Raw genomic sequence first — 21,758 nt, forward strand, 5'->3', positions numbered from 1 at the left:
AGTAGCACAGAAGGTTGTGCCGTCGCTGAGGCACCTACCTCCTTGTGATGAACCGTCCGCATGATGGACGGGCTCCTTGATGCGTACGTGTTGTATCTATGCTGTCCTCATGACCAGCTCCGGGACCGTGACCAGCAAGCAACCACCAGCCGCCGACCGGGTCTACGCCCACGTCAAGCAGTCGGTCCTGGAGCGCCGCTACGAGGGCGGGACCCTGCTGACCGAGGGCGAGCTCGCCGAGGCCGTGGGAGTCTCCCGCACCCCGGTGCGCGAGGCGCTGCTGCGCCTGGAGGTGGAGGGGCTGATCAAGCTCTACCCCAAGAAGGGCGCCCTGGTCCTGCCCGTGTCCGCGCAGGAGATCGCGGACGTGGTGGAGACCAGGCTGCTGGTCGAGGAGCACGCGGCGCGCAAGGCCGTGCCCGCGCCCGCCGGGCTCGTGGAGCGCCTCGAAGCGCTGCTCGCGAAGCAGCACGAGCAGGTCGCCGCGGGCGACCTCGCCGCGGCCGCCGTGACCGACCGCTGCTTCCACGCCGAGATCGTCCGCAGCGGCGGCAACGAGATCCTCTCCCGGCTCTACGACCAGCTGCGCGACCGCCAGCTGCGGATGGGCGTCGCCGTGCTGCACTCCCACCCCGACCGGGTCGCCAAGACCCTCGCCGAGCACGCGGAGCTGCTTCAGGCGCTGCGCTCGGGCGACGAGGAGGCGGCCGTCGGCGTCGTCCACCGCCACGTCAGCTGGTTCTCGCACCTGGCCCGGGGTGAGGTCCGATGAGCTCCCCCTCCTCCTCGTCCTCGCTCACCCTTCCGGGAGACCCGCCGGGCGGCCGCCGCGCGATCGCCGTGTGGAGCATCGGCGTCTCCGTCTACTTCGTCGCCGTCATCTTCCGTACGTCCCTCGGGGTCGCGGGCCTCGACGCCGCCGACCGCTTCCATGTGAACGCCTCGGCCCTGTCGACCTTCTCGATCCTGCAGCTGCTGGTCTACGCCGGCATGCAGATACCCGTCGGCCTGCTGGTGGACCGGCTCGGCACCAAGAAGGTGCTGACCATAGGCGTGGTGCTGTTCACGGCGGGCCAGCTGGGCTTCGCCTTCTCCCCCTCCTACGGCACCGCCCTCGCCTCCCGCGCCCTGCTCGGCTGCGGCGACGCGCTGACCTTCATCAGCGTGCTGCGGCTCGGCACCCGCTGGTTCCCGGCCCGGCGCGGGCCGATGGTCGCGCAGCTCGCGGGCCTCGTCGGCATGGCGGGCAACCTCGTCTCCACGCTCGTCCTGTCCCGTCTCCTGCACGGCGTCGGCTGGACCGCGGCCTTCGCGGGCAGCGCGCTGGCCGGAGTCGTCGTCCTCGTCCTGCTGCTGCTCTTCCTCAAGGACCATCCCGAGGGGCACGAGCCGCAGCCGCTCGCGCACCAGGGCGCGGCCTATGTGCGCCGGCAGATAGCGGCCTCCTGGCGCGAGCCCGGGACCCGGCTCGGGCTGTGGGTGCACTTCACGACCCAGTTCCCGGCGATGGTGTTCCTGCTGCTGTGGGGCATGCCGTTCCTGGTCCAGGCCCAGGGCCTGTCCCGGGCCACGGCGGGCGAACTGCTGACCCTGGTCGTCCTGTCGAACATGGTCGTGGGCCTGGTCTACGGCCAGGTCGTCGCCCGGCACCACGCGGCGCGGCTGCCGCTGGCGCTCGGCACCGTGGCGGCGACGGCGACGCTGTGGGCGGCGACGATCGCCTACCCGGCCGACAGGGCACCGATGTGGCTGCTGGTCGTGCTGTGCACGGTGCTCGGCGCCTGCGGCCCGGCGTCGATGATCGGCTTCGACTTCGCCCGGCCCGCCAACCCGGCCGAGCGGCAGGGGACGGCCTCCGGCATCACCAACATGGGCGGCTTCGTCGCCTCGATGACCACCCTGTTCGCGATCGGCGTGCTGCTCGACGCCACCGGCGACAACTACTCGATCGCCTTCTCCGCGGTGTTCGTGCTCCAGGCGCTCGGCATCAGCCAGATCCTGCGGCTGCGCCGACGGGTCGCCCGGCGCGAGCGCGAGCGCCTGGTGGCGAGCCGGGTGAAGACGGTGCACGTGCCGGTGTGAGTCGTTCACAGCACGGATGTTGCTCTGTCATAGGCGTGTGACAGCGTTGTCGTGAAGCGAGGACGGGCGTGACCTGCACAGCCGACGAGACCTCATAGTCGGTGAACGCAGTGCTCGTCCTCGAAGGGAACCCGTCCATGAACCGCCACCTCCGCAAGGCCACCCTCGTCACCGCCGCGATCACGGCCGGCCTGCTGATGACGGCTTGTCAGAGCGGCTCCTCGCACGGCGGCTCGTCCCACGGCAGCTCGTCGGGCCACGGATCCAAGAGCACCGGCAGCTCCCGGCACCACTCGGCGTCCAAGGCCTCCGGGGCCACCGGGCACACGGGCTCGACGGGCACGACCGCGCGGAACGCGTCGAGCACGTCGAACACCCACAAGGGCGTCAACGGCACCTTCACCGGCGGCACGGTCAGCTACCTCGCCCCCGGCAAGTACGTCGTCCACACCTCCCGGACGGGCGACCAGGCCTTCTTCGTCGCCGACGACACCGCGGTCTACGGCGCCGGAAAGGTGTGCGGCAGCCCGCGCTCCGAGGCCCGCCCGCGCTGCACCCTCGACCAGCTGGAGACGGCCGTCAAGAAGGCCGCCGTCACCGCCGACGTCACGCTGAAGAACGGCATCGCCACCGTCGTACGCGAGCGCCACGACGTGGACAGCGGCACCGGTTCCGGCACGACAGGCGTGAACGGCACATGGCTCGGCAACGTCGCCTATCTCGCGCCGGGCAAGTACACCGTCTCCGACATGAAGGGCGTCGAGCAGGCGTTCTACGTCTCCGACGACACCGCCGTCCGCGGCGCCGGCACCATCTGCGGCAGCCCGATGTCCGAGTCGATGTACACCTGCACGCTCGACCAGCTGGAGACCGCCGCCAAGAAGGGCGTCTCCGCCAAGGTCGTCATCGCCGACGGCGTCGCGACGTCGGTGACGGAGGACCGCTGAACCGGCCTGCGCCCTACTGCGTCAGCGTGAAGTTGCGCAGGATCGCCGCCGTCAGCTCCGGGTCCCCCTCCGTCTTCAGCCGGTCCGCCACCGCCTCCGGCGTGACCCGGCCGCAGGCCAGGCGCACGAAGGTCTCCCAGTCGAGGGTGAGGGTGGCGGCGGGGCCGAGGGCGGGGGCGGTCTCCAGGGTGCCGCGGCCCTGGATGTCGACGCGGATGGTGCGCAGGAACTCGATCGGCCCGTGCACGTCGAAGACGATCGCCGAACTGCGCGGCGCGGCCGCACCATCCGCGATGACCTGCGGCAGCAGACCCAGCAGCACATCACGGGCGACATGGGCGCCGGGGGAGTCGAGGTTGCCGGGGCGGCCGAGGGCGGCGCGCAGGTCCTGCTCGTGCACCCAGACGTTGAACGCGTGGGTGCGCATGGCCTCTTCGAGCGTGATCTCCGTACCGAGCGGACCGCGCACCTTCGTGCCCGGATCGCGCGACTCGTTGCGCTGCTGGCGGTTGCGGCGGATGATCACGTACTCCAGCTCGGAGGTCATCTCCGGTGCCGTGTGGTGGCGGCGGACGTCGACCTGCATCTCCATGTAGCGCTGGTGGTCGTTGGTGACGTGGAACAGGTCGCGCGGCAGCGTGTGGATGGGGCGGGGGTCACCCAGCATCTCGCAGTCCAGGCCGATGACATGGGAGACCACGTCACGGACCGACCAGCCCGGGCACGGCGTCCGCCGGTTCCACTCTCCCTCCGCGAGCGGCCCCACCAGTTCGGATATCGACTCGATGGAGTGGGTCCAGGCGTCGGCGTAGGGCTGGAGGGTGGGATGCAGACTCACGGAACGGGACCCCTCGGCGGTCGGTACACGGGCGGTTGGCGGCAGCGTTGCCAGCGGGAGGTGGCTGCACTCGGCGACGTCTTGGGACTGTGCCGGTTCTCGACTGCGCTCGAACCGGACGGACCCCCAAGCTACGCTGCTGTGAGGCACCCCGGCAGTGCTTTCGTGTGACGATCGTAGGCCCGTGTGGACGGCTCGAATGCCAGGACGGTGGTAGTGTGCGCGCCTCTCTGCTCCAGATCGACGTGAACGAGGGCGAATCGGTCGAATCACGTCGCCGCCGGGTCACCTCGCTGGTACGGGATCAGGCCGGGGCCGATCTGGTCGTACTGCCGGAGCTGTGGACCACGGGAGCCTTCGCCTACGAGGCGTTCGCCGACGAGGCCGAACCGCTCGACGGCCCGACCCACGAGACCATGGCCAAGGCGGCGAGCGACGCGGGCGTATGGCTGCACGCGGGCTCCGTCCCCGAGCGCGGCGCCGACGGCGCCCTCTACAACACCTCCCTCCTCTTCTCCCCCTCCGGCGACCTGGCCGCCGCCTACCGCAAGATCCACCGCTTCGGCTTCGACAAGGGCGAGGCCGTGCTGATGGGCGCGGGACAGGACCTGGTGACGGTCCGTCTGCCCGAGACCACCCTCGGCCTCGCGACCTGCTACGACCTCCGCTTCCCCGAACTCTTCCGCGGCCTCGTCGACTCGGGCGCCGAGACCCTTCTCGTCCCGGCGGGCTGGCCGGAGCGCCGCCGGTCGCACTGGACGCTGCTGGCCCAGGCGCGGGCGGTCGAGAACCAGGCGTTCGTGCTCGCCTGCGGAACGGCCGGGACCCATGCGGGAGTTCCGCAGGCCGGTCACTCGATCGTGGTGGATCCCTGGGGCGAGGTGCTCGCGCAGGCGGGCGCCGGCGAGGAGGTCCTCACGGTGGAGTTCGACCCCGCGAAGGCCGCCACGACCCGCGAGCAGTTCCCGGCCCTCAAGGACCGCGTACTGGGCCTGGACCCGCCGCACCGTCCCCAGCCGGGCCGGGCCTGACAGGCGTCCCCGCGACCCGTCCCCGTCGAGCCGTCTCCGTCGGCCCGTCCCGGTCGGCCCCGCTCCCTCAGTCGTCCTCGCGCTCCTTCTCCGCGAGATGGATCACGCACACCGCCACCGCGATCAGCAGCGCCGGATCGGCGTCGTCGCGCACCACGTCCACGCCGTACGTCTCCCGGACGTGCAGCCACCGCCGGGAGATCACCGCCAGCAGCTCCCCGTCGTACTCGACGGCGAACTCCCGGTCGAGGATCTTGCCGCTGACGTCCAGTTCGGTGCCGTCGACGAGCGTGACCCGGTAGTGGTTGCGCAGCAGCGACAGCCGCTTGCGCCTGATGGTGGCCAGGGCCTCGCCCTCGCGTTCGATCACCATCGTGTCGCGCAGCGCGAACATCTTCTGGTGGATGTCGATCAGGACACGCCCCTGCGCGTCCTTGATCTCGAAGGTGTCCCGGATGCGCATGGCCTTGCCGTCGACGAGGAACACCTTGTTGCCGTGCTCGTCCTCGATCCAGTAGTCGTCACCGATGCCGAGGAGCCGATCGCGTACGAGGAATCTCATACCCTCACCGCTTCCCCGGCGGACGGCCCGAAACGCCGCCGGTAGGCCGACGGACTGAGCCCGGTCTCGCGCCGCACGCGCGCGCGGAGGTTCGCGGCGCTCCCCAGGCCGCTCAGCGCCGCCACCACGTCCAGCCGTTCCTCGCCGCGCTCGATCAGCCGGCAGGCGAGCGCGACCCGCTCCCCCGTCAGCCAGGCCAGCGGGGTCGTACCCAGCTCGGCCCGGAAACGCCGGTGCAGGGTGGCCGGAGACACGGCCGCGCGGGCCGCCAGGTCCGCCACCGTCAGCGGCTCGCCGAGGCGCTCCTGCGCCCACGCCAGCAGCGGGGCGAGCGACTCGTCGGGCACGCTCGGCACCGGCCGCTCCACGAACTGCCGCTGCCCGCCGTCCCGGTGGGCGGCGAAGACCAGACGCCGGGACACGGCGTTGGCGATCTCGGCGCCGTGGTCCTGCCGTACGACATGCAGCCCGAGGTCGAGCGCGGCCGCGCTGCCCGCCGCGGTCAGGATGCGGCCCTCGTCGACGAAGAGCACGTCGGGCTCCAGGAGCACCTTCGGATGCAGCTCGCGGAAGATGTCGGCCCACATCCAGTGCGTGGTGGCCCGGCGCCCGTCGAGCAGCCCCGCCTCGGCGAGCGCGAAACTCCCGGTGCACAGGCTCATGACGCGCGCCCCGCGCGCGTGCGCGCGCCGGACGGCCTCCAGGACGGCCTCGACGCGCGGGACGACGTTGTCGGGCCGCCCGGGCACGACGAGCGTGTCCGCGCGATCCACGGCGCCGAGACCCGCCACGCCGGTCAGCGTGAAGAAGCCGTGGTTCATCCGCACCTCGCGCGCGGGCGCGCACAGCGTCACCTCGTACAGCGGTGCGGACAGCCCGAGTTCGGGCCGCGGCAGCCCGAACAGCTCGGTCGCGACCCCGACCTCGAAGGGGTTGGTGCCCTCGTCGACGATCACGGCGACCCGGTGCGGCGGGCTCTTCCGCGCTCGCGTGCGGCCCTGCGAGGATCCTTGCGCCATATGCGATTTCTAGCACTCGCGCCCGCGCCGGGCCACCGCCGACGATGGAGCGCATGACCAACGAACCCGTCGCCCTGGACCAGGCCCTCGCCTCCTTCACCGAGCAGTGGAGCCCCCGCATCGTCACCACCGTCAACGACTACGACGTCCGCATCGCGAAGGTCGAGGGCGAGCACCTCTGGCACGTCCACGACCACACCGACGAGTTCTTCCTGGTCCTGGACGGAGAACTGCACATCTCGCTGCGCGAGCCGGCCGGCGAGCGCACGGTCGTCCTCGCGCGCGGCTCGGTCTTCACCGTCCCGCGCGGCACCGAGCACAAGCCGTACGCGCGCGTGCCCACCGCGATCCTCATGCTGGAACCGGCCGGCACCTCCACGGTCGGCGACCGCCACGACGACATCCCCGCGCACGTGGACGCCACCACCGGCCACGCCCTCGGCTGACCGGGCCGCGGAATCCACCGGGACACGAGGTGACCCGGAGTTGAACATCCCGTGCGTATGCGGGAGTTGGCCAACCAAACAGGCGCAGGCCGTGTCGGACGTTACGTAAGCCGCACAGTGCTCACGTTCCTCACGGAGGTCTTCCATGCGCTCTCGTCCCGCCCGCCACCGGCTGATCGGCGTCGTCCCGGCGGTGACGCTGGCCTTCGGCGCGGCCCTGGCCGTACCGCTCACGACGGCCGGCAGCGCCGCCGCCGCGACGACGCCCGCCACCGCCTCGGTCAACGAATACGACTGGCAGCTCACCTACAAGGCCGCCCCCGGCCAGGCCAACACGGCCACGGTCACGGCGTCGTACACCGCGGACCGCACCGGCTTCACCTACGTCATCGACGACGTCGTCCCGATCAGCGCGGGCCACGACTGCACCTACCTCGACGCATCGGACCGGACCAAGGTCTCCTGCACGGTCACCGACGTGGAGAGCCAGGACCCGTACCCCGCCCTGGTCATGGACCTCGGCGACGGCAACGACAAGGCGGCGTACAACAACGCCACCGGCCAGGTGTACTCCTACGCCGAGATCTCGCTCGGCGCCGGCGACGACAAGGCCATCGACACCGGCCGGCTCGACGGTGCCTACGTCGACGGCGAGGCGGGCAACGACACGATCAACGTGGGCGCCGACGGCCTGGCCTGGGGCGGCGACGGCAAGGACACGATCTTCGCGAGCGGCGGCGACAACATCGTCAAGGGCGGCGCGGGCGACGACACGCTGCACGGCGGCGCCGGCGCCCAGGACCTGTCGGGCGACGACGGCAACGACACCATTTACGGCGGCACCGGCGACGACTTGCTCTACGGTGGCAAGGGCAACGATGTCATCTACGGCAACAGCGGCAACGACACCCTGTACGGCAACAGCGGCAACGACAAGCTCTACGGCGGCCCCGGCACCGACACCCTCTCGGGCGGCCCGGGCAGCAATGTGATCCACCAGGACTGAGGGCACGGGACGGCTTGAGGGCTTGAGGGCCCGAGCGGCCCGGACGGCCCGGAGGCGGTCGCCGGGCCGGTTGTCGGTGCCGAGTGGCACCCTTGATCCATGACCGACTCCACCCCTCGCCGCGTCCGAGTCCGCGCCCCCGAGCTGGTCGGCAAGGGCGGCTGGCTGAACACCGGAGACAAGCAGTACACCCTCGCCGACCTGCGCGGACGCATTGTTCTGCTCGACTTTTGGACGTTTTGCTGCATCAACTGCCTACATGTCCTCGACGAGCTCCGTGAGCTGGAGGAGAGGCACGCCGACACCGTCGTGGTGATCGGTGTGCACTCGCCGAAGTTCGTGCACGAGGCGGAACATGCGGCGGTGGTGGACGCGGTGGAGCGGTACGGGGTGGCGCATCCGGTGCTGGACGACCCGGAGCTGGCGACGTGGAAGCAGTACGCGGTGCGCGCGTGGCCGACACTCGTGGTGATCGACCCCGAGGGGTACGTCGTCGCGCAGCACGCCGGTGAGGGCCATGTGCACGCCATCGAGCGGCTGGTGACGGAGCTGGAGGCCGAGCACGGGGCCAAGGGGACGCTGCGGCGCGGGGACGGGCCCTATGTGGCGCCGGAGCCGCAGCCGACGGCCCTGCGCTTCCCCGGCAAGGCGCTCGTGCTGCCGTCCGGCAATTTTCTGGTGAGCGACACGACCCGGCATCAGCTGGTGGAGCTGGAGGCGGACGGGGAGAGCGTCGTACGGCGGATCGGGTCCGGGGAGCGCGGGTTCACGGACGGCCCGGCGGGCACCGCCGCCTTCAGCGAGCCGCAGGGGCTCGCGCTGCTCGACGAGGGCGCGGTCGTCGTCGCCGACACGGTGAATCACGCCCTGCGCCGGCTCGACCTCGCGACGGGCGAGGTCACCACGCTCGCGGGCACGGGCCGGCAGTGGTGGCAGGGCTCGCCCACCTCGGGTCCGGCGCGCGAGGTCGACCTGTCGTCACCGTGGGACGTTGCCCTCTTCGGCGGCAGGGTGTGGATCGCGATGGCGGGCGTGCACCAGTTGTGGGCGTACGACCCGGTGGAGCGGACGGTCGCCGTCACGGCGGGTACGACCAACGAGGGTCTGGTGGACGGGCCCGGCGCCGAGGCCTGGTTCGCGCAGCCCTCCGGGCTCGCCGCCACCGCCGATCGCCTGTGGGTCGCCGACTCCGAGACGTCGGCCCTGCGTTGGGTGGAGCCGGACGGCAGTGTGCACACCGCGGTCGGCACCGGCCTGTTCGACTTCGGGCACCGCGACGGCGCCGCCGAACAGGCCCTGCTCCAACACCCGTTGGGCGTCACCGCGCTGCCCGACGGCTCGGTCGCGGTGAGCGACACGTACAACCACGCCCTGCGCCGCTACGACCCGGCGACCGGCGAAGTCACCACCCTCGCCACGGACTTGCGGGAGCCGAGCGACGCGGTGCTCGTCGGCGACGACCTCGTGGTGGTGGAGTCGGCCCGGCACCGGCTGACCAGGCTGCGCCTGCCGGAGGAGGCCGTCCAGGTGGCGTCGGTGGCCCACCGCACGCAGCGCGCGGCCACCGAAGTCGCCCCGGGCAGGCTGGAGTTGGACGTGATCTTCCAGGCCCCGGCGGGTCAGAAGCTCGATGAGCGGTACGGCCCCTCGACCCGGCTGCTGGTCTCGGCCACCCCGCCGGAGCTGCTGCTGTCGGGAGAGGGAGCGGGCACGGATCTCAGCCGCGTCCTGGAGCTGGATCCGCGGGTCACGGAGGGGGTTCTGCATGTGTCCGCGATGGCGGCGTCGTGCGACGACGACGAGGCGAACGAGTACCCGGCCTGCCATGTCCATCAGCAGGACTGGGGTGTGCCGGTCCGCCTCGCCCAGGGCGGTGCGGACCGGCTGCCGCTGGTGCTCGCCGGTCTGGACGATCAGGCGTCTCTGGACGATCAGACGCCGTAGCCGTCGCTGTAGCCGTCGCGGTGGTGGTGCCGTTCCTCTTCCACGACCGGCGTCGTGGGCGGTACGACCACACGGCGGCGGCGGGCGATGCCGCTGAAGGTGCTGACGCCGATCAGTCCGACGATCATGAGGATGATGCCGACCAGATCGAGATTGACCCCCTTCATGTGCCAGTCGGTCGCGAACGTGAGAATTGCTCCCGCGGCGATGAGGATGATGCATCCGCCGAGGCCCATGAGTGTCGCCTCCCTCTCCGGTCCGGTGGCTTCCGGACTCCCGGTCAACTCCGGGTACCCGCAGGGGAGCTGCTCATGCGGAGGCGACCGCTCAGGTCTGCGCCGTCAGCCCTGAAGGAACGCCACCAGCGCGTTCGCCAGCAGATGCGGGTCGTCGGCGCCGCACAGTTCACGCGCGCTGTGCATGGAGAGGATCGCCACGCCGATGTCGACGGTCTTGATGCCGTGCCGGGCGGCGGTGATCGGGCCGATCGTGGTGCCGCACGGCATGGAGTTGTTGGAGACGAAGGACTGGAAGGGGACGTTCGCCTTCTCGCAGGCGGCGGCGAAGACCGCGCGGCCCGAACCGTCGGTGGCGTAGCGGTTGTTGACGTTGACCTTGAGGATGGGACCGCCGTTGACCCGCGGGTGGTGCGTCGGGTCGTGCCGCTCCGCGTAGTTGGGGTGGACGGCGTGGCCGGTGTCGGAGGACAGGCAGACCGTGCCCGCGAAGGCCCTGGCCCGGTCCTCGAAGGACCCGCCGCGCGCGAACACCGAACGCTCCAGCACGCTGCCGAGCAGCGGCCCGTCCGCGCCCGTGTCCGACTGCGAGCCGTTCTCCTCGTGGTCGAAGGCGGCCAGGACGGGGATGCAGGACAGGTCGCTGCTGCCGGCCACCGCCGTCAGCGCGGCCACACCGGCGTGCACGGACAGCAGGTTGTCCATCCGCGGCCCGGCGACCAGTTCCTTGTCCCGGCCGAGATGGGCCGGCGCCTCCACGGAGTGCGTCATCAGGTCCCAGCCGGTGACCTGGCCCGCGCCGAGCCCGGCCTCCTCCTCCAGGAAGGCGATCAGATCGCCCTCGCGCACGTCGTTGCCCAGGCCCCAGATCGGCAGGATGTGGCGCTGCTTGTCGAGCTTGAGGCCGTCCGCCGACACCGAGCGGTCGAGGTGGATGGCGAGCTGGGGGACCCGCATCAGCGGCCGGTCGACGTTGACCAGCCGGGTCGAGCCGTCCCGCAGGGTGAGCCGGCCGGACAGGCCCAGGTCGCGGTCGAGCCAGGAGTTCAGCAGCGGCCCGCCGTAGATCTCCACGGCGACTTGGCGCCAGCCGTGCGCTCCGGTGTCGGGCTGCGGCTTGACCCGCAGGTTCGGGGAGTCGGTGTGCGCGCCGACGATGCGGAACGGCGTGTGGGGCGCCGCTCCCTCGGGGACGTACCAGGCCACGATCGCGCCGCCGCGCAGCACGTATCTGCCGCCGCTGCCCGCGGCCGAGACCGCGACGCCGGCGTCGGCGGCGTCCGCCGCCGGCTCCATGTCCCAGGCGTCCGTCTCCGAGACCTGCCTGAACCCGGCCTTCTCCAGCCGCTCGGCGGCACTGGCCACCGCGTGGTACGGCGACGGGCTCGCCGCCAGGAAGGACATCAGGTCGTCGGTGTGGCCGCGGTCGAAGCGGTGGGGTGCGCTCATGGGGTTCACCTTAACGACGTACGAGGGCCCACTCCTCGTAGCGGGAGCGGGCCCTCGTGAGGGCGATGTGGAATTTTGGCTACCCAGAACCGGGGCGCCGGAACCCGCGACGGGGAACGCGACGGGGAACGCTAGAAGGCGTCCTCGTCCAGCTCCATCAGGTCCAGCTCGACGCCCTCGGCGAGCTTGCGCGCGCCGGTGACGCCCGGCAGGACGTTGGCCGCGAAGAACTTCGCCGCCGCGATCTTGCCCTGGTAGAACGCCTTGTCCTTGCTGCTGGCCGTCTCCAGCTTGTCGGCGGCGACCGCGGCACCCTTGAGCAGCAGATAGCCGACGACCACGTCACCGGAGGCCATGAGCAGGCGGGTGGTGTTCAGGCCCACCTTGTAGATGTTCTTGACGTCCTGCTCGGTGGCCGCGAGGTCGGTCAGCATCAGGCCGACGATGGCCTCCAGCTCGACGGCGGCCTTCGCCAGGTGCTCACGGGCGCCCGCCAGCTCCTCGCCGCCGGTGCCGAGCGCCAGGAACTTCTTGATGTCCTCGGCCAGCGAGTTCAGCGCCGCGCCCTGGTTGCGGACGATCTTCCGGAAGAAGAAGTCCTGGCCCTGGATCGCGGTGGTGCCCTCGTACAGGGTGTCGATCTTGGCGTCGCGGATGTACTGCTCGATCGGGTACTCCTGCAGGAACCCGGAGCCGCCGAAGGTCTGCAGCGACTGGGCGAGCTGCTCGTAGCCCTTCTCGGAGCCGTAGCCCTTGACGATCGGCAGCAGCAGGTCGTTGAGCGCGATCTCGGCCTTGGCGTCCTCGCCGGCCGCTTCCTTGACCTGGATCTCGTCCTGGAGGGCGGCGGTGTGGAGGACCAGGGCGCGCATGCCCTCGGCGTACGCCTTCTGCGTCATCAGCGAGCGGCGCACGTCGGGGTGGTGGGTGATGGTGACCTTCGGCGCGGTCTTGTCCATGAAGTTCGCCAGGTCGGGGCCCTGGACGCGCTCCTTGGCGTACTCCAGCGCGTTCAGGTAGCCCGTCGACAGCGTGGAGATCGCCTTCGTGCCGACCATCATGCGGGCGAACTCGATGATGCGGAACATCTGGCGGATGCCGTCGTGCTTGTCGCCGATCAGCCAGCCCTTGGCGGGGTGCTGGTCGCCGAAGGTCATCTCGCAGGTGTTGGAGGCCTTCAGGCCCATCTTGTGCTCGACGTTGGTGGCGTAGACGCCGTTGCGCTCGCCGAGTTCACCGGTCTCGAAGTCGAACTCGTACTTCGGCACGAGGAAGAGGGACAGGCCCTTGGTGCCGGGACCGGCACCCTCGGGGCGGGCGAGGACGTAGTGGAGGATGTTCTCCGACATGTCGTGCTCACCGGAGGTGATGAAGCGCTTCACGCCCTCGATGTGCCAGGAGCCGTCCTCCTGCTGGACCGCCTTGGTACGGCCGGCGCCCACGTCGGAGCCCGCGTCGGGCTCGGTGAGCACCATCGTGGAGCCCCACTGCTTCTCCACGGCGATCTTGGCGATGTGCTTCTGGACCTCGTTGCCCTCCTCGAAGAGGATGCCGGCGAACGCGGGGCCCGAGGAGTACATCCACACGGCCGGGTTGGCGCCGAGCACCAGTTCCGCGTAGGCCCAGATCAGGGAGCGCGGGGCGGTGGTGCCGCCGATCTCCTCGGGCAGGCCCAGGCGCCAGTACTCCGACTCCATGAAGGACTTGTAGCTCTTCTTGAAGGACGCCGGGACCGGGGCGGTGTGGGTCTCCGGGTCGAAGACCGGGGGGTTGCGGTCGGCGTCGGCGAAGGACTCCGCCAGCTCGTTCTCCGCGAGCCGGGTCAGCTCCTCGAGGATGCTCTTCGCGGTCTCGGTGTCCATCTCCTCGAACGGGCCGGTGCCGTACAGCTTGTCCCGCCCGAGGACTTCGAAGAGGTTGAACTCGATGTCGCGCAGATTCGACTTGTAGTGCCCCATGGCGACGGCTCCGTTAGAGAGATCGGCGAGGCACCGGGTGTAGCTCCTCGCGCTAGTTCACGTACCAACAAGTAGCTACGATGATGCTACCCGTCGGTAATAAGAAGCAAGCCCGAATCGGTCATCTGTGACTCAGTACTCTTGCGTCCATGTACGGCTACGACCAGAACGTGGGTGCGGGTGCGCAGCAGCAGTACGCCCAGCCGCCGCCGGGCCCGGGCGGTTACGGGCAGCAGCCACCGCTGTACCCCGAGCCGTCCCCGCCGTCGCTCGCGGACGCGGTGCGGGCCTTCACCACCGGCCAGCTCTCCGCGGAGGATTTCCAGCAGGTCTTCGCCACGTCGAAGGTCTACTGCCCGCGCGGCGACAACCCGGGTTTCCTCGCCCTGCACAACACCCAGCAGCCGGTGATCCCGATGTTCACCTCGCTCAAGGAGCTGCGCCGGTACGCGGGCAAGGAGTCCAAGTACTTCGTGATCACGGGAGCGGAGGTCATCGACCTGCTGCCCACCGGCTACGGCTTCGTCCTCGACATGGAGGGCGAGCACCGCATGGTCTTCGACGCGAAGGCCGTGGAGCAGATGGTCGAGTTCGCGATGCGCAGGATGTACGGCTGACGCGTGCCACCGGCGGCCCGGAGGGAATGCCCTCCGGGCCTTCTCTGTTTTGGGTGGCAGAAAGTTCAATGCTCAACTAAACTGGTGTCACACCAAGGAGGTACCGACATGCCTGCAGTGACTGTCGAGAACCCGCTGACGCTGCCGCGCGTCACCGCGCCGGCCGACGCAGAGGCGCGTCCCGTACTCGCCGTCACGACCGCGCCGAGCGGTTTCGAGGGCGAGGGCTTCCCGGTGCGCCGGGCGTTCGCGGGGATCAATTACCAGTACCTCGACCCGTTCATCATGATGGATCAGATGGGTGAGGTGGACTACGGGCCGTCCGAGCCGAAGGGGACCCCCTGGCATCCGCACCGGGGGTTCGAGACCGTGACGTACATCATCGACGGAACGTTCGTCCACCAGGACAGCAATGGCGGCGGCGGGACCATCACGAACGGCGACACCCAGTGGATGACGGCGGGCTCCGGCCTGCTGCACATCGAGACCCCGCCCGAGTCGCTCGTCGTGTCCGGCGGCCTCTTCCACGGCCTTCAGCTCTGGGTCAACCTGCCCGCCAAGGACAAGATGCGGGACCCGCGCTACCAGGACATCCGCGGCGGCCAGGTGCAGCTGCTGACCTCGCCGGACGGTGGCTCTCTGCTCCGCGTCATCGCGGGCGAACTGGACGGCCACCAGGGCCCCGGCATCACGCACACGCCGATCACCATGGTCCACGCGACCCTGGCACCGGGCGCTGAGATCACGCTGCCGTGGCGCGAGGACTTCAACGGTCTCGCCTACGTCCTGGCCGGGCGCGGCAGCGTGGGCGCCGAGCGCCGCCCGGTCCACCTGGGCCAGACGGCCGTCTTCGGCAGCGGCGGCTCGCTGACCGTGCGCGCGGACGAGAAGCAGGACTCGAACACCCCGGACCTGGAGGTCGTGCTCCTGGGCGGGCAGCCCATCCGTGAGCCGATGGCCCACTACGGCCCGTTCGTGATGAACACCCGCGAGGAACTGCAGCAGGCCTTCGACGACTTCCAGAAGGGCCGCCTGGGGACGATCCCGGCGGTGCACGGGATGTCGGAGGGCGGCCTGTAGGGCCTCGCGCCGGACCTCCTCGCAGGCGCGAGCCAGGCGCGAGCGCTACTCCTGGAGTGAGCCGTCCGTCCCGGCCGTGCCCGGACCGGCGGACTCGTGGAGTTCGAACCAGATGCGTTTGCCCTCGCCCTGGGGGTCCACGCCCCAGGCGTCGGCGAGGAGTTCGATGAGGACCAGGCCGCGGCCGGAGGAGGCCAGCTCGCCGGGGCGGCGTTTGTGGGGGAGGGCGTCGCTGGTGTCGGTGACCTGGATGCGCATCCGGCGGGCGCCGGGCTCGCCCCGGACCTCGGCCAGCAGCAGTGCGTCGGCGTCGGTGTGCACCAGGACGTTGGTGAGCATCTCGGAGACCAGCAGCACCGCCGAGTCGACCTGGTCCGGCTCGGGCCAGTCGTGCAGCAGCTCGCGCAGTTGCTGGCGGGCGGCCGCCACCCGCTCCGGTTCCGCCTGTGCGACGGACAGCATGGTGCGGCGCACCGGCGGCGGTACGAGCAGGGCCTCGTCGGGGCTCTCCCCCGGCCGGGACAGCAGCAGTACCGCTATGTCGTCCTCGCGCCGGTCGGCGAGCGGGCCGGTGGTGTGGTGCGAGGAGGGCCCGTGCACGCCCTGTACCAGGGCGTCCGCCAGTTCCTCCAGATCGTCGCCCTTGTGTTCCTCCAGGATCGCGCGGATCCGCTGCCAGCCGCTCTCCAGGTCGTGGCCGCCGGTCTCGATCAGGCCGTCGGTGCAGATCAGCATGGTCTCGCCGGGTTGGAGGGTGATCCGCGTGGTCGGGTAGTCGGCGTCCGGGTCGATGCCCAGCGGCAGGCCGCCCGCCGTCGGACGGGCCAGCACCGTGCCGTCCGCCATGCGGATCGCCGGGTCGGGATGTCCGGCGCGCGCGATCTGCAGGACGCCCGTCGCCGGGTCGGCCTCCACGTACAGGCAGGTCGCGAAGCGCAGATCCGCCTCGTCGTCCTCGGAGTCGTCGGCTGCCATCCCGTGCAGGAAGCGGGAGGCGCGGGAGAGCACGGCGTCGGGGCGGTGGCCCTCGGAGGCGTAGGCGCGCAGTGCGATCCGCAGCTGGCCCATGAGACCGGCCGCGCGGACGTCGTGGCCCTGGACGTCGCCGATGACCAGGGCGATCCGGCCGCTCCCGGAGTGCGGACCGCCGGGCAGCGGGATCATGTCGTACCAGTCGCCGCCGACCTGGAGCCCGCCGCCGGTGGGTACGTAGCGGGCGGCGACGTTCATCCCGGGTATCTGCGGGCCGAGCGTCGGCAGCATCGAGCGCTGCAGGCCGTCGGTGAGCGCGCGCTCGGTCTCGGCGGCGCCGGCCCGCGACAGGGCCTGGGCGAGCATGCGGGCCACCGTCGTCAGCACCGAGCGCTCGTCGGGGTTGAAGGTGACGGGGTAGGCGAAGGCCGCCATCCAGGCGCCCATCGTGCGTCCGGCCACGGTCAGCGGCAGGAAGGCCCACGAGTGGCGGCCGAAGGACGAGGCGAGCGGCCAGGTGGCGGGATAGCGGGCCTTGTACTGCTCGGGGGTGGAGATGTACACGGCGCGGCCGGTGCGGACCACCTCGGCGGCCGGGTAGTCCGTGGCCAGGGCCATGTTCGAGAAGGGGCCGTCGTCGCCGGCCTTGTGTCCGTGGTGGCCGATGATCGTCAGGCGGTCGCCCTCGACGCCGAAGACGGCGAGCCCGTCCGGGCTGAACCCCGGCATCGACAGGCCGGCCGCGACCCGCAGCACCTCCTCCGTGGAGCGCGCCTCCGCCAGCGCGCGGCCCGCATCCAGCAGGAACGCCTCTCTGGAGCGCCGCCAGTCACCGGTGACGGCGCTGCGTCCGGCCGGGGTGCCCGGGGCGGGTTCGGTGACCTCCTGAAGGGTGCCGATCAGCTGGAAGGACCGCTTCTCGCGGTCGAAGGACGGCTTGGAGCGGGAGCGGACGACACGGATCACCCGGCCCTGCTCGTCCATGATCCGGATGCGGACCTCGGCCAGGGTGCGTTCGGCGACGGCGAGACCGACCACGGCGGTGATCTCGTTCCAGTCGACCGGGTGCAGACGGGCCCGGGTCTGTGCCTCGGTGAGGGTGGTCCCCACGGCGGGCAGGCCGAGCAGCCGGGCGGCCTCGGCGTTCACCGTGACCCGGTCGGTGGCGGTGTCCCATTGCCAGATGCCGGTCGCGAGGGTGGCGAGAACCTCCCCCACGGCGGGCAGAGGCTCACCAGTGCGCATTGCCCCACTTTATGAAGAGGTGATCCAGGAGTGCCACTGATTGCCACCCCGTAATGACCGATTGCCTCCCCGTAATGGTGGGGAGGCGATCTTGGGGTGCCCGGTACCCTGGGGTTGTTTCACGTGAAACGCCATGAAACACAGACCCCGATCCGCGAAGACTGGATGAACGACGATGCATCGGTACAGGTCCCACACCTGCGGCCAGCTCCGCTCCTCTGACGTCGGCAGCGACGTCCGGCTGAGTGGCTGGCTGCACAATCGGCGCGACCTGGGCGGCATCCTCTTCATCGATCTGCGTGACCACTACGGCATCACGCAGCTGGTCGCCCGTCCCGGCACGGCCGCCTACGAGGCCCTCGACAAGGTCACCAAGGAGTCGACCGTCCGGGTCGACGGCAAGGTGGTCTCCCGTGGCGCCGAGAACATCAACCCCGAGCTGCCCACCGGTGAGATCGAGGTCGAGGTGAGCGAGGTCGAGCTGCTCGGCGCCGCCGCCCCGCTCCCCTTCACGATCAACACCGAGGACGGGGTCAACGAGGAACGGCGCCTGGAGTACCGCTTCCTGGACCTGCGCCGCGAGCGCATGCACAAGAACATCCTGCTGCGTACGTCGGTGATCTCGGCGATCCGCCACAAGATGACGGCGCTGGGCTTCAACGAGATGGCGACGCCGATCCTGTCGGCCACCTCCCCCGAGGGCGCCCGCGACTTCGTCGTGCCCTCCCGCCTGAACCCCGGCAAGTTCTACGCGCTGCCGCAGGCCCCGCAGCAGTTCAAGCAGCTGCTGATGATCTCCGGCTTCGACCGCTACTTCCAGATCGCGCCCTGCTTCCGTGACGAGGACGCGCGTGCGGACCGTTCGCCGGGCGAGTTCTACCAGCTCGACATCGAGATGAGCTTCGTCGAGCAGGAGGACGTCTTCCAGCCCGTCGAGAGGCTGATGACCGAGCTGTTCGAGGAGTTCGGCAACGGCCGCCATGTGACCTCGCCGTTCCCGCGGATCCCGTTCCGTGAGGCGATGCTCAAGTACGGCTCCGACAAGCCGGACCTGCGCGCGCAGCTGGAGCTCGTCGACATCACGGACGTCTTCGAGGGCTCGGAGTTCAAGGCGTTCGCGGGCAAGCACGTACGGGCGCTGCCCGTCCCGGCGGTTCAGGACCAGCCGCGCAAGTTCTTCGACCAGCTGGGTGACTACGCCGTCTCGCTGGGCGCCAAGGGCCTTGCCTGGGTGCGGGTCGCCGAGGACGGCTCGCTGACGGGCCCGATCGCGAAGTTCCTCACCGAGGAGAACGTCGCCGAGCTGACCAAGCGGCTGTCGTTGGCCGCCGGTCACGCCGTGTTCTTCGGCGCGGGCGAGTTCGACGAGGTCTCGAAGATCATGGGCGCGGTGCGGGTCGAGGCCGCCAAGCGCGCCGGGCACTTCGAGGAGGGCGTCTTCCGCTTCTGCTGGATCGTCGACTTCCCGATGTACGAGAAGGACGAGGAGACCGGCGCGATCGACTTCTCGCACAACCCCTTCTCGATGCCGCAGGGCGGCCTCGAGGCCCTGGAGACGCAGGACCCGCTGGACATCCTGGGCTGGCAGTACGACATCGTCTGCAACGGCGTGGAGCTGTCCTCCGGCGCGATCCGGAACCACGAGCCGGACATCATGCTCAAGGCCTTCGAGATCGCGGGCTACGACCGCGAGACGGTCGAGGACAAGTTCGCCGGCATGTTGCGCGCCTTCCGCTTCGGCGCCCCGCCGCACGGCGGCATCGCGCCGGGTGTCGACCGCATCGTCATGCTGCTGGCCGACGAGCCGAACATCCGCGAGACCATCGCCTTCCCGCTCAACGGCAACGCCCAGGACCTGATGATGGGCGCGCCGACGGAGCTGGAGGAGGCGCGGCTGAGGGAGCTGCACCTGTCGGTGCGCAAGCCGCAGCCGAAGTAGGAAGCAACGAGCGGTCGGCGAAGGGCCCGGACGGCGGTGACGCCGGTCCGGGCCCTTCGCCGTGCCTCAGGTGTCGTACGTGCCGTCCCACGGCTCGCCGAAGCCGAGGTGGTCCGGGTACAGCTCGGCCCAGGCCTCGCCCTCGTCCTCGCCGGTCACCAGGCCGAACAGCACGCCGTCCACGGTGACGCGGAAGGGCCGTACGGCTATGTCGGTGTAGGAGCGGCGGGGCAGGCTGCGCAGGAGCTTGGCCAGATGGACCCGCGCGCGGGCCAGGACCGAACCGTCGCCGTCGGGGTTGCTCTGCTGCTCGGCCCAGGTGCCGGCACACCAGATCTCCGAGTCGCGGTAGTTGCCCTCGGCGTCGAAGAGATGGAGCACGGTGTACAGCCGTTTGTGCTCTTCCCAGCCGTCGTCGGGGTGGAACCCTTCGGGGAACGCATAGGTGACCGACGCCAGGAACTGGCCGTCCGCATACCGTCCGATGGACTCGGTCCGGTGCTTGGGCATGTAGGCGATCGGGATGACTTCGGGTACTGCCATGGCGGAACAATACGGGGCCCGGGAGGCGCATCCGCCTCCCGAGCCCCGTTTTCCACTGTTCCTACGCGGGCTCGCCCCCGAAGCGCTCCTTGTACTCCTCCAGGTCGTCGTCCGTCAGCTTGGCGAAGAGGACCGGCGGGACCGTGAAGGGGGTGCCTGCGGGCACCGCGGCGAGGGACTTCGCCTCGTCCGGGGAGACCCAGGTCGCGGTGTCGTCGGGCAGGGCGAAGGCCTGGCGCATGGCGGTCGAGGTGGTCGGGATGAGGGGTACCGAGATCACCGCGTAGAGGTGGATCAGGTTCATCGCCGTGCGCAGGGTGAGGGCCGCGCCGTCCTTGTCCGTCTTGATCTCCAGCCAGGGGGCCTTCTCCTCCAGGTAGGAGTTGCCGGCCGACCACAGGGCGCGCAGGGCCGAGGCCGCCTTGCGGAACTGGAGCGCCTCCATCTGGGTCTCGTACTCGGCGAGCAGCTCGGCGATCTGCTCGCCCAGCTTGCGCTCCGCCTCGCCGGGCTCGCCGCCCGCCGGGACCTCCTCGCCGAAGCGCTTCTTCGAGAACGACAGGACGCGGTTGACGAAGTTGCCGAGGGTGTCGGCCAGGTCCTTGTTCACCGTCGCCGTGAAGTGCTCCCAGGTGAACGACGCGTCGTCCGACTCGGGGGCGTTGGCGATCAGGAAGTAGCGCCAGTAGTCGGCGGGCAGGATCTCGAGGGCCTGGTCGGTGAAGACGCCCCGCTTCTGGGAGGTGGAGAACTTTCCGCCGTAGTACGTCAGCCAGTTGAAGGCCTTGACGTAGTCGACCTTCTTCCACGGCTCGCGCACGCCCAGCTCGGTGGCCGGGAACATGACCGTGTGGAAGGGGACGTTGTCCTTCGCCATGAACTCGGTGTAGCGGACGGTGTCGTCGGCCTCGTACCACCACGACTTCCAGTCGCGGTTCTCCGGGTCCTTGTCCGACCACTCCTTCGTCGCGCCGATGTACTCGATCGGGGCGTCGAACCAGACGTAGAAGACCTTGCCCTCGGCGGCCAGCTCCGGCCAGGTGTCGGACGGGACCGGGACGCCCCAGTCCAGGTCACGGGTGATCGCGCGGTCGTGCAGGCCCTCGTTCAGCCACTTGCGGGCGATCGAGGAGGCCAGCTGCGGCCAGTCGTCCTCGTGCCGGGAGACCCACTCCTCGACCTCGTGCTGGAGCTTCGACTGCAGGAGGAAGAGGTGCTTGGTCTCGCGGACCTCCAGGTCCGTGGAGCCGGAGATCGCCGAGCGGGGGTTGATCAGGTCGGTCGGGTCCAGGACGCGGGTGCAGTTCTCGCACTGGTCGCCGCGGGCCCGGTCGTAGCCGCAGTGGGGGCAGGTGCCCTCGACATAGCGGTCCGGGAGGAAGCGGCCGTCGGTGGGGCTGTAGACCTGGCGGATCGCCCGTTCCTCGATGAAGCCGTTCTCGTTCAGGCGGCGGGCGAAGTGCTGGGTGATCTCGACGTTCTGCGGGCTGGAGCTGCGGCCGAAGTAGTCGAAGGCCAGCGCGAAGCCGTCGTAGACCGCCTTCTGGGCGTCGTGGGCCTGGGCGCAGAACTCGTCGACCGGGAGGCCCTGCTCCTTGGCGGCCAGTTCGGCGGGGGTGCCGTGCTCGTCCGTCGCGCAGATGTACAGGACGTCGTGGCCGCGCTGGCGGAGGTACCGGGAGTACACGTCGGCCGGGAGCATGGACCCCACCATGTTGCCCAGGTGCTTGATTCCGTTGATGTACGGAAGGGCGCTGGTGATGAGGTGTCGAGCCATCGGTGGGGTGCTCCCAGGTCGGTGTTCGGGGCGGTGTTCGGTGCGGTGCTCGGGCGGTGCTCGGTGC

Annotated in this window: 19 protein-coding genes; 10 read left to right on the top strand and 9 right to left on the bottom strand. The window is 70.3% G+C overall.

What is annotated here, in order from left to right; genetic code table 11:
- Window positions 1-109 precede the first annotated feature (109 nt).
- The 3 genes from JYK17_RS23315 (at window position 110) to JYK17_RS23325 (ending at window position 3,029) form a co-directional block, all read left to right on the top strand.
- Window positions 110-772 carry a GntR family transcriptional regulator gene (locus tag JYK17_RS23315; RefSeq protein ID WP_108010546.1) on the top strand — a complete coding sequence of 221 codons (663 nt, stop codon included), beginning with the start codon at window positions 110-112 and terminating at the stop codon, window positions 770-772.
- Window positions 769-2,082: an MFS transporter gene (locus JYK17_RS23320; protein ID WP_128802426.1), complete on the top strand. Its 1,314-nt coding sequence runs from the start codon at window positions 769-771 to the stop codon at window positions 2,080-2,082. The genes JYK17_RS23315 and JYK17_RS23320 overlap by 4 nt, the downstream gene beginning before the upstream one ends.
- A 137-nt stretch (window positions 2,083-2,219) precedes the next feature.
- Window positions 2,220-3,029 carry a hypothetical protein gene (locus JYK17_RS23325; protein ID WP_108010550.1) on the top strand — a complete coding sequence of 270 codons (810 nt, stop codon included), beginning with the start codon at window positions 2,220-2,222 and terminating at the stop codon, window positions 3,027-3,029.
- A gap of 13 nt (window positions 3,030-3,042) precedes the next feature.
- Here JYK17_RS23325 and JYK17_RS23330 read toward each other — a convergent pair whose 3' ends face one another.
- The gene (locus JYK17_RS23330) at window positions 3,043-3,867 is read right to left on the bottom strand and encodes a maleylpyruvate isomerase family mycothiol-dependent enzyme (RefSeq protein ID WP_128802427.1); all 825 of its coding nucleotides are present in this window, start codon (window positions 3,865-3,867) and stop codon (window positions 3,043-3,045) included.
- A gap of 218 nt (window positions 3,868-4,085) precedes the next feature.
- Here JYK17_RS23330 and JYK17_RS23335 point away from each other — a divergent pair, with 218 nt between their 5' ends.
- Window positions 4,086-4,898 (top strand): carbon-nitrogen family hydrolase, encoded by an 813-nt coding sequence (locus tag JYK17_RS23335; RefSeq protein ID WP_222811126.1) that lies wholly within the window; start codon window positions 4,086-4,088, stop codon window positions 4,896-4,898.
- Window positions 4,899-4,965: 67 nt separating this feature from the next.
- On the opposite strand, the gene JYK17_RS23340 is transcribed toward JYK17_RS23335, so the two are convergent.
- Together JYK17_RS23340 and JYK17_RS23345 are read right to left on the bottom strand one after the other, a co-directional pair.
- The gene (locus JYK17_RS23340; RefSeq protein ID WP_128802429.1) at window positions 4,966-5,460 is read right to left on the bottom strand and encodes an LURP-one-related/scramblase family protein; all 495 of its coding nucleotides are present in this window, start codon (window positions 5,458-5,460) and stop codon (window positions 4,966-4,968) included.
- Complete coding sequence (locus JYK17_RS23345) at window positions 5,457-6,479, bottom strand: helix-turn-helix domain-containing protein (RefSeq protein WP_222811127.1); 1,023 nt, start codon at window positions 6,477-6,479, stop codon at window positions 5,457-5,459. Before JYK17_RS23345 ends, JYK17_RS23340 begins: the two co-directional genes overlap by 4 nt.
- 53 nt (window positions 6,480-6,532) lie before the next feature.
- On the opposite strand from JYK17_RS23345, the gene JYK17_RS23350 reads away from it, so the two are divergent.
- The 3 genes from JYK17_RS23350 to JYK17_RS23360 all read left to right on the top strand — a co-directional run bounded on the left by JYK17_RS23350 (window position 6,533) and on the right by JYK17_RS23360 (window position 9,875).
- A complete protein-coding gene (locus tag JYK17_RS23350) occupies window positions 6,533-6,925 on the top strand; it encodes a cupin domain-containing protein (protein WP_128802431.1) in 393 nt (130 codons plus the stop codon).
- A 145-nt stretch (window positions 6,926-7,070) separates the two neighbouring features.
- On the top strand, window positions 7,071-7,931 hold the full coding sequence (locus JYK17_RS23355; RefSeq protein ID WP_222811128.1) for a calcium-binding protein: 861 nt from the start codon (window positions 7,071-7,073) through the stop codon (window positions 7,929-7,931).
- A gap of 99 nt (window positions 7,932-8,030) precedes the next feature.
- Window positions 8,031-9,875: a thioredoxin-like domain-containing protein gene (locus JYK17_RS23360; protein WP_128802433.1), complete on the top strand. Its 1,845-nt coding sequence runs from the start codon at window positions 8,031-8,033 to the stop codon at window positions 9,873-9,875.
- Here JYK17_RS23360 and JYK17_RS23365 read toward each other — a convergent pair.
- From JYK17_RS23365 to JYK17_RS23375, 3 genes are all read right to left on the bottom strand, one after another.
- Window positions 9,863-10,111, bottom strand: a complete 249-nt coding sequence (locus JYK17_RS23365; RefSeq protein ID WP_108010566.1) for a DUF6458 family protein — start codon at window positions 10,109-10,111, stop codon at window positions 9,863-9,865. The two genes, JYK17_RS23360 and JYK17_RS23365, sit on opposite strands and share 13 nt — an antisense overlap.
- Window positions 10,112-10,216: 105 nt before the next feature.
- Window positions 10,217-11,560, bottom strand: a complete 1,344-nt coding sequence (locus JYK17_RS23370; RefSeq protein WP_108010568.1) for a M18 family aminopeptidase — start codon at window positions 11,558-11,560, stop codon at window positions 10,217-10,219.
- A gap of 131 nt (window positions 11,561-11,691) precedes the next feature.
- Window positions 11,692-13,518 carry an acyl-CoA dehydrogenase gene (locus JYK17_RS23375; RefSeq protein ID WP_108010570.1) on the bottom strand — a complete coding sequence of 609 codons (1,827 nt, stop codon included), beginning with the start codon at window positions 13,516-13,518 and terminating at the stop codon, window positions 11,692-11,694.
- Window positions 13,519-13,667: 149 nt separating this feature from the next.
- Here JYK17_RS23375 and JYK17_RS23380 point away from each other — a divergent pair, with 149 nt between their 5' ends.
- A complete protein-coding gene (locus JYK17_RS23380; protein WP_016437136.1) occupies window positions 13,668-14,135 on the top strand; it encodes an SseB family protein in 468 nt (155 codons plus the stop codon).
- A gap of 108 nt (window positions 14,136-14,243) precedes the next feature.
- Window positions 14,244-15,215 (top strand): pirin family protein, encoded by a 972-nt coding sequence (locus JYK17_RS23385; RefSeq protein WP_108010574.1) that lies wholly within the window; start codon window positions 14,244-14,246, stop codon window positions 15,213-15,215.
- A 45-nt stretch (window positions 15,216-15,260) separates the two neighbouring features.
- Here JYK17_RS23385 and JYK17_RS23390 read toward each other — a convergent pair whose 3' ends face one another.
- A complete protein-coding gene (locus tag JYK17_RS23390; protein ID WP_108010576.1) occupies window positions 15,261-17,432 on the bottom strand; it encodes an ATP-binding SpoIIE family protein phosphatase in 2,172 nt (723 codons plus the stop codon).
- 175 nt (window positions 17,433-17,607) lie between these two features.
- Here JYK17_RS23390 and aspS point away from each other — a divergent pair, with 175 nt between their 5' ends.
- Window positions 17,608-19,371, top strand: a complete 1,764-nt coding sequence (aspS, locus tag JYK17_RS23395; RefSeq protein WP_108010578.1) for an aspartate--tRNA ligase — start codon at window positions 17,608-17,610, stop codon at window positions 19,369-19,371.
- A gap of 66 nt (window positions 19,372-19,437) precedes the next feature.
- Here aspS and JYK17_RS23400 read toward each other — a convergent pair whose 3' ends face one another.
- The gene (locus JYK17_RS23400) at window positions 19,438-19,914 is read right to left on the bottom strand and encodes a hypothetical protein (protein ID WP_108010580.1); all 477 of its coding nucleotides are present in this window, start codon (window positions 19,912-19,914) and stop codon (window positions 19,438-19,440) included.
- 61 nt (window positions 19,915-19,975) lie between these two features.
- Window positions 19,976-21,691, bottom strand: coding sequence for a methionine--tRNA ligase (gene metG, locus JYK17_RS23405; RefSeq protein ID WP_108010582.1), 1,716 nt, complete (start codon window positions 21,689-21,691; stop codon window positions 19,976-19,978).
- Window positions 21,692-21,758 lie beyond the last annotated feature (67 nt).

It is taken from the genome of Streptomyces plumbidurans (assembly GCF_019857225.1).
Taxonomy (GTDB): Bacteria; Actinomycetota; Actinomycetes; order Streptomycetales; family Streptomycetaceae; genus Streptomyces; species Streptomyces plumbidurans.

Coding starts and splice junctions, on each gene's coding strand:
- JYK17_RS23390 (WP_108010576.1), bottom strand. CDS start 17,432: ATGCGCACTGGTGAGCCTCTGCCCGCCGTGGGGGAGGTTCTCGCCACC.
- JYK17_RS23370 (WP_108010568.1), bottom strand. CDS start 11,560: ATGAGCGCACCCCACCGCTTCGACCGCGGCCACACCGACGACCTGATG.
- JYK17_RS23340 (WP_128802429.1), bottom strand. CDS start 5,460: ATGAGATTCCTCGTACGCGATCGGCTCCTCGGCATCGGTGACGACTAC.
- aspS (WP_108010578.1), top strand. CDS start 17,608: ATGCATCGGTACAGGTCCCACACCTGCGGCCAGCTCCGCTCCTCTGAC.
- JYK17_RS23375 (WP_108010570.1), bottom strand. CDS start 13,518: ATGGGGCACTACAAGTCGAATCTGCGCGACATCGAGTTCAACCTCTTC.
- JYK17_RS23355 (WP_222811128.1), top strand. CDS start 7,071: ATGCGCTCTCGTCCCGCCCGCCACCGGCTGATCGGCGTCGTCCCGGCG.
- JYK17_RS23345 (WP_222811127.1), bottom strand. CDS start 6,479: ATGGCGCAAGGATCCTCGCAGGGCCGCACGCGAGCGCGGAAGAGCCCG.
- JYK17_RS23380 (WP_016437136.1), top strand. CDS start 13,668: ATGTACGGCTACGACCAGAACGTGGGTGCGGGTGCGCAGCAGCAGTAC.
- JYK17_RS23365 (WP_108010566.1), bottom strand. CDS start 10,111: ATGGGCCTCGGCGGATGCATCATCCTCATCGCCGCGGGAGCAATTCTC.
- JYK17_RS23320 (WP_128802426.1), top strand. CDS start 769: ATGAGCTCCCCCTCCTCCTCGTCCTCGCTCACCCTTCCGGGAGACCCG.
- JYK17_RS23315 (WP_108010546.1), top strand. CDS start 110: ATGACCAGCTCCGGGACCGTGACCAGCAAGCAACCACCAGCCGCCGAC.
- JYK17_RS23385 (WP_108010574.1), top strand. CDS start 14,244: ATGCCTGCAGTGACTGTCGAGAACCCGCTGACGCTGCCGCGCGTCACC.
- JYK17_RS23360 (WP_128802433.1), top strand. CDS start 8,031: ATGACCGACTCCACCCCTCGCCGCGTCCGAGTCCGCGCCCCCGAGCTG.
- JYK17_RS23400 (WP_108010580.1), bottom strand. CDS start 19,914: ATGGCAGTACCCGAAGTCATCCCGATCGCCTACATGCCCAAGCACCGG.
- metG (WP_108010582.1), bottom strand. CDS start 21,691: ATGGCTCGACACCTCATCACCAGCGCCCTTCCGTACATCAACGGAATC.
- JYK17_RS23350 (WP_128802431.1), top strand. CDS start 6,533: ATGACCAACGAACCCGTCGCCCTGGACCAGGCCCTCGCCTCCTTCACC.
- JYK17_RS23325 (WP_108010550.1), top strand. CDS start 2,220: ATGAACCGCCACCTCCGCAAGGCCACCCTCGTCACCGCCGCGATCACG.